Raw genomic sequence first — 4,964 nt, 5'->3', positions numbered from 1 at the left:
GTAGTGTTTTTCTATCAAGACCCGGCCGCTGGCCGGGTCCATCCCTGAACGGACTTGTGGTTATTTATGGAAAAGTCGAAGTTGCGCAAAGTCGGTATGGGGTTGGCGTTGGCGGCGGTGGCCGGGTTGGTGCTGTACACGGTGCAGGCACCCGCCGAAGCACCGAAATACCAGACCGCGCCGGTCGAGCGCACGGACATCGAAAACACCGTGCTCGCCACCGGTTTGCTGGAGGGCATCAAGCAGGTGGACGTCGGCGCGCAGGTGTCGGGGCAGTTGAAGTCGCTCAAGGTCAAGGTCGGCGACAAGGTGAAGAAGGGCCAGTGGCTGGCGGAAATTGACCCGCTGGTGCTGCAGAACACCCTGCGCCAGGCCCAGGTCGATGAGGAAAACCTGCAGGCGCAAAAGCGCGCGACGCAGGCTCAGCTCAGACAGACCAAGGCGATTTACGAGCGTTATCAGAACCTGCAGGAAGACGCGTCGATCTCGCGTCAGGATTTCGAAACCGCGCAATCGGACTACGAAGTGCAACAGGCCAATCTGTTGTCGCTGGATGCGCAGATCAAGAGCGCACACATCCAGATCGACACCGCCAAGGTCAACCTCGCGTATACGCGGATCGTTGCGCCGATCGATGGCGACGTGGTCGGCATTGTCACTCAGGAAGGCCAGACCGTGATCGCTAACCAGTTGGCGCCGATCCTGCTGAAACTGGCGGACCTGGACACCATGACCATCAAGGCCCAGGTGTCGGAAGCCGATGTGATTCACATCGCGCCGGGGCAGGCGGTGTATTTCACCATTCTCGGCGAGGACAAACGCTATTACGGCAAGCTGCGCGGCACTGAACCGGCACCGCAGAACTTCCTCGAAACGCCACCCGCCGGTACGCCGAAACAAAACAGTGCGGTGTTCTACAACGCGCTGTTTGAGGTGCCCAACCCCGACCACCGCTTGCGCATCTCGATGACTGCGCAGGTGCGCATCGTCCTCGACACCGCGCAATCGGTGCTGACCGTGCCGGTGGCGGCGCTCGGGCCGCGCAACGCCGACGGCAGCTTTACGGTGCGGGTCCTGGACGGCAAGGGCCAGGCGCAGTCGCGCAACGTGCAGACCGGGATCAACAACAACGTCAAGGTGCAGATCAATCAGGGCCTGAGTGAAGGCGACCGCGTGGTGATCGGCGATCCGTTGCCCGCCGTGGCGGGGGCTTGAGCATGACGCAACCGCTGCTGCAACTGACCGGCATCACCCGCAGTTTCACCGCTGGCGATCGCGAGTTTCTGGCGCTGAAGAACATCAACCTGACGATCGAAGCCGGAGAAATGGTGGCGATTATCGGCGCGTCCGGCTCCGGCAAATCGACCTTGATGAACATCCTCGGTTGTCTCGATTACGCCACCGCCGGCAGCTACAAGATCAACGGGCAGGAGACCCGCGACCTCGACGATCAGGCGCTGGCCGAGCTGCGCCGCGATTACTTCGGCTTCATCTTCCAGCGCTATCACTTGCTGCCGCACCTGAGCGCGATGCACAACGTCGAGATGCCGGCGATCTACGCCGGCACGCCAGCGCCGCAGCGTCACGCCCGGGCCCGGGAGTTGCTGGCGCGGCTGGGGCTGGAGGGGCACCTGACCCACCGTCCGAGCCAGCTCTCCGGCGGGCAACAACAACGGGTGAGTATCGCCCGGGCCTTGATGAACGGCGGTGAAGTGATCCTTGCCGACGAGCCCACCGGCGCCCTCGACACCGCCAGCGGCAAGGAAGTAATGCGCATCCTGCTGGAGCTGCACGCGGCCGGGCACACGGTGATTCTGGTGACCCACGACCCGAAAGTCGCGGCCAACGCCGAACGCATCATCGAAGTCAGCGACGGTGAAATCCTCAGCGACCACCTCAACGTGCGCGACTGCGGGCAACTGTCGAGCGAAGAGGACGTCGCGCCGAAACCACCGGCGACCCGCCGGCTGGTGGCCAGCCTGGGTTTGTTCAAAGAGGCGTTCAATATGGCCTGGGTGGCACTGGTGTCGCACCGCATGCGCACCTTGCTGACCATGCTCGGGATCGTCATCGGCATCACCTCGGTGGTGTCGATCTCGGCGATCGGCGAGGGCGCCAAACGCTACGTGCTCAAGGACATTTCGGCGATCGGCAGCAACACCATCGATATCTATTCCGGCACCAGTTTCGGCGACAAGCGCGCGGCCTCGATCGAGACGCTGGTGCCGGCGGACGTCACCGCGCTGAATCAGCTGTATTACGTCGACAGCGCCACCCCGGTGGTCGGCCGCAGCATGCTGCTGCGTTATCGCAACATCGACCTTGATGCGCAGATCAACGGTGTCAGCGACCAGTATTTTCAGGTGCGCGGGATCAAGCTGGAGGCGGGCATCACCTTCAGCGAAAACGACGCCCGGCGTCAGGCGCAGGTGGTGGTGATCGACTACAACACCCGACATCGGTTGTTTGCCGAGGGCGTTGATCCGCTGGGCCAGGTAATCCTGATCGGCAACCTGCCGTGCACGGTGATCGGGGTCGCGGCGCAGAACAAGAACCTGTTTGCCTCGGGCAAGACCCTCAACGTCTGGGTGCCTTACGAAACCGCCGCCGGCCGTCTGCTGGGCCAGCGTTTCCTCGACAGCATCAGCGTGCGGATGAAGGACGGTCAGTCGAGCAAAGTGGTGGAGGAACACGTCAACCAGTTGATGCTGCAGCGCCATGGCATCAAGGACTTCTATACCAACAACCTCGACAGCGTGATGCAGACCGTGCAGAAAACCAGTCGTTCGCTGGCGCTGCTGCTGTCGTTGATCGCGGTGATTTCGCTGGTGGTCGGCGGCATCGGGGTGATGAACATCATGCTGGTGTCGGTCACCGAGCGCACGCGGGAGATCGGCATTCGCATGGCGGTCGGCGCGCGTCAGTCGGACATTCGTCAGCAGTTTCTGGTGGAGGCGGTGATGGTTTGCCTGCTCGGCGGGGCGATCGGCATTTCCTTGTCGTATGCCATCGGGCACCTGTTCTCGGTGTTCATCAAGGAATGGGAAATGGTCTTCTCGCTGGCCTCGGTGATCACCGCGGTGATCTGCTCAACCCTGATCGGTATCGTTTTCGGCTTCGTGCCGGCGCGCAACGCGTCGCGCCTGGATCCGATCGAGGCGCTGGCGCGGGACTGAATGACGCTCCAAAAAAAAACCGCTGCCTGGGGAGGGCGGCGGTTTTTTTGCGTCCGGTTGCGGGCTCAGGCCGCCGTGGTGGCGTCGCTGGCGTCCTCCGGCGAATACATCCAGCGCATCAACGAATGCCGGCCGCTGATGCCCAGCTTGATCGCGGCGCGCTTGAGGTAGCTTTCTACCGTGTTGACCTTCAACTGCAACTGCTCGGCCAGCTCCGGCGCGGTGCGCCCGGCGAGCAGGCCGATGCACACCTCGGTTTCGCGATTGGACAGGCTCAGACCGAGTTGCTGCAGACGTTCGCCGAAACGCTGACGCAGGTTTTCCAGGCCCGGTTGCGTGCCGTCGGCGTTGGGCGACTGATCTTCCGCGCTGGCCCGCACCGGTTGCAGGGCATGAATGTGTTTTTCCACCATCGGCAGCAGTACCGGAGAAATATCCTGCAACAAACTTCGTTCCTGAGCCGAGAAGCGTTGCGACTGATCGTGGCGATACACCGAGATCACATAGCGGTAGCCGTCCTTACGCCGGGTCAGGTGCAGTTGCGAGGCGTCGGTACTCGCCGGTTGTGCTTCGACCGGCTCGGCGCTGCGCACGGCACTGTGCTCGGAGAACACCGTTTCGGCCAGCTGGGCCGGGTCTTTTCCGAGGTCCGGCTGGCTGCGGTTCGCGGCGCGGCCCACCGGCTCAATGCGCATCTGGCGGATGTGCATGGCGTCCACCGCCAGTTGAGTCTGGATCAGGTCATGCAGCATCCGCGGAAAGTGCCGGCTGCCGGTGCTGGCGATGACTTTACCGATGTGGGGGAACAGGTGTGAGTTCATAAGCGTCATCCATGATTTACAGGTGAAACAATCCATTCCTGATGCTGCGCCGACCGTGTTCCTTTGGTCGACACAACGTCAGGAATTGGATCCTATCCTAGTACAACGTTTGGAAGACGGTTTAATGAAGGTGTTATTAGCTCATAACCGGCGACCATCAGGATTTCTGCAGGCAGCGCCTGCTTCTCGTGGCTCGATTGTCCCTTGTGAGTTGACAGTAAAACGCTTTTCAACGGATTTATCCGTTCAGGTCATGTCCGTAATCTGTGCCCATGTTCAACGCAACCCCAACCATCACAACCAAGAAAAGGGATTCAACCATGAGCACTGCAACCTACAACCGCCTGAACAAAGACGACGCCGTAGTCCTGCTGGTCGACCACCAGACCGGCCTGATTTCGCTGGTTCAGGACTTCTCGCCGAACGAGTTCAAGAACAACGTACTGGCGCTGGCCGACCTGGCAAAATTCTTCAACTTGCCGACCATCCTCACCACCAGTTTCGAGCAAGGCCCGAACGGCCCGCTGGTTCCGGAACTCAAGGAAATGTTCCCGGACGCGCCCTACATCGCCCGCCCAGGCCAGATCAACGCCTGGGACAACGAAGACTTCGTCAAGGCGATCAAGGCCACCGGCCGCAAGCAGATCATCATTGCCGGCGTCGTGACCGACGTCTGCGTAGCGTTCCCGACCCTGTCGGCACTGGCGGAAGGCTTCGATGTATTCGTCGTCACCGACGCCTCCGGCACCTTCAACACCACCGTCCAGCAAGCCGCCTGGAGCCGCATGACCCAGGCCGGCGCACAAATGATGAACTGGTTCTCGGTCGCCTGCGAGCTGCACCGCGACTGGCGCAACGACATCGAAGGGCTGGGCAATCTGCTGTCGCAGCGGATTCCGAACTATCGCAACCTGATGAACAGTTACTCGGCGATTACCGCAGCGCAGAAGTAAGCGTTGGTACCAGA

At 61.4% G+C, this 4,964-nt stretch carries 4 protein-coding genes; 3 read left to right on the top strand and 1 reads right to left on the bottom strand.

Going from position 1 to position 4,964, the window contains the following annotated elements:
- The first annotated feature begins 66 nt into the window (after positions 1-66).
- Positions 67-1,215 (top strand): macrolide transporter subunit MacA, encoded by a 1,149-nt coding sequence (macA, locus tag QMK55_RS00920; protein WP_102359029.1) that lies wholly within the window; start codon positions 67-69, stop codon positions 1,213-1,215.
- 2 nt (positions 1,216-1,217) lie between these two features.
- Positions 1,218-3,176, top strand: a complete 1,959-nt coding sequence (locus QMK55_RS00915) for a MacB family efflux pump subunit (protein ID WP_320328425.1) — start codon at positions 1,218-1,220, stop codon at positions 3,174-3,176.
- Positions 3,177-3,241: 65 nt separating this feature from the next.
- Here the strand turns inward: QMK55_RS00915 and QMK55_RS00910 are convergent, their stop codons facing one another.
- A complete protein-coding gene (locus QMK55_RS00910; protein WP_102359027.1) occupies positions 3,242-3,997 on the bottom strand; it encodes a helix-turn-helix transcriptional regulator in 756 nt (251 codons plus the stop codon).
- Positions 3,998-4,317: 320 nt separating this feature from the next.
- Between QMK55_RS00910 and ycaC the strand changes: the two genes are divergently transcribed.
- On the top strand, positions 4,318-4,950 hold the full coding sequence (gene ycaC / locus QMK55_RS00905; protein WP_102359026.1) for an isochorismate family cysteine hydrolase YcaC: 633 nt from the start codon (positions 4,318-4,320) through the stop codon (positions 4,948-4,950).
- The last annotated feature ends 14 nt before the right edge of the window (positions 4,951-4,964 follow it).

The organism is Pseudomonas sp. P8_229 (assembly GCF_034008635.1).
Classification (GTDB): Bacteria; Pseudomonadota; Gammaproteobacteria; order Pseudomonadales; family Pseudomonadaceae; genus Aquipseudomonas.
This window is presented reverse-complemented; position numbering and strand designations above follow the sequence as displayed.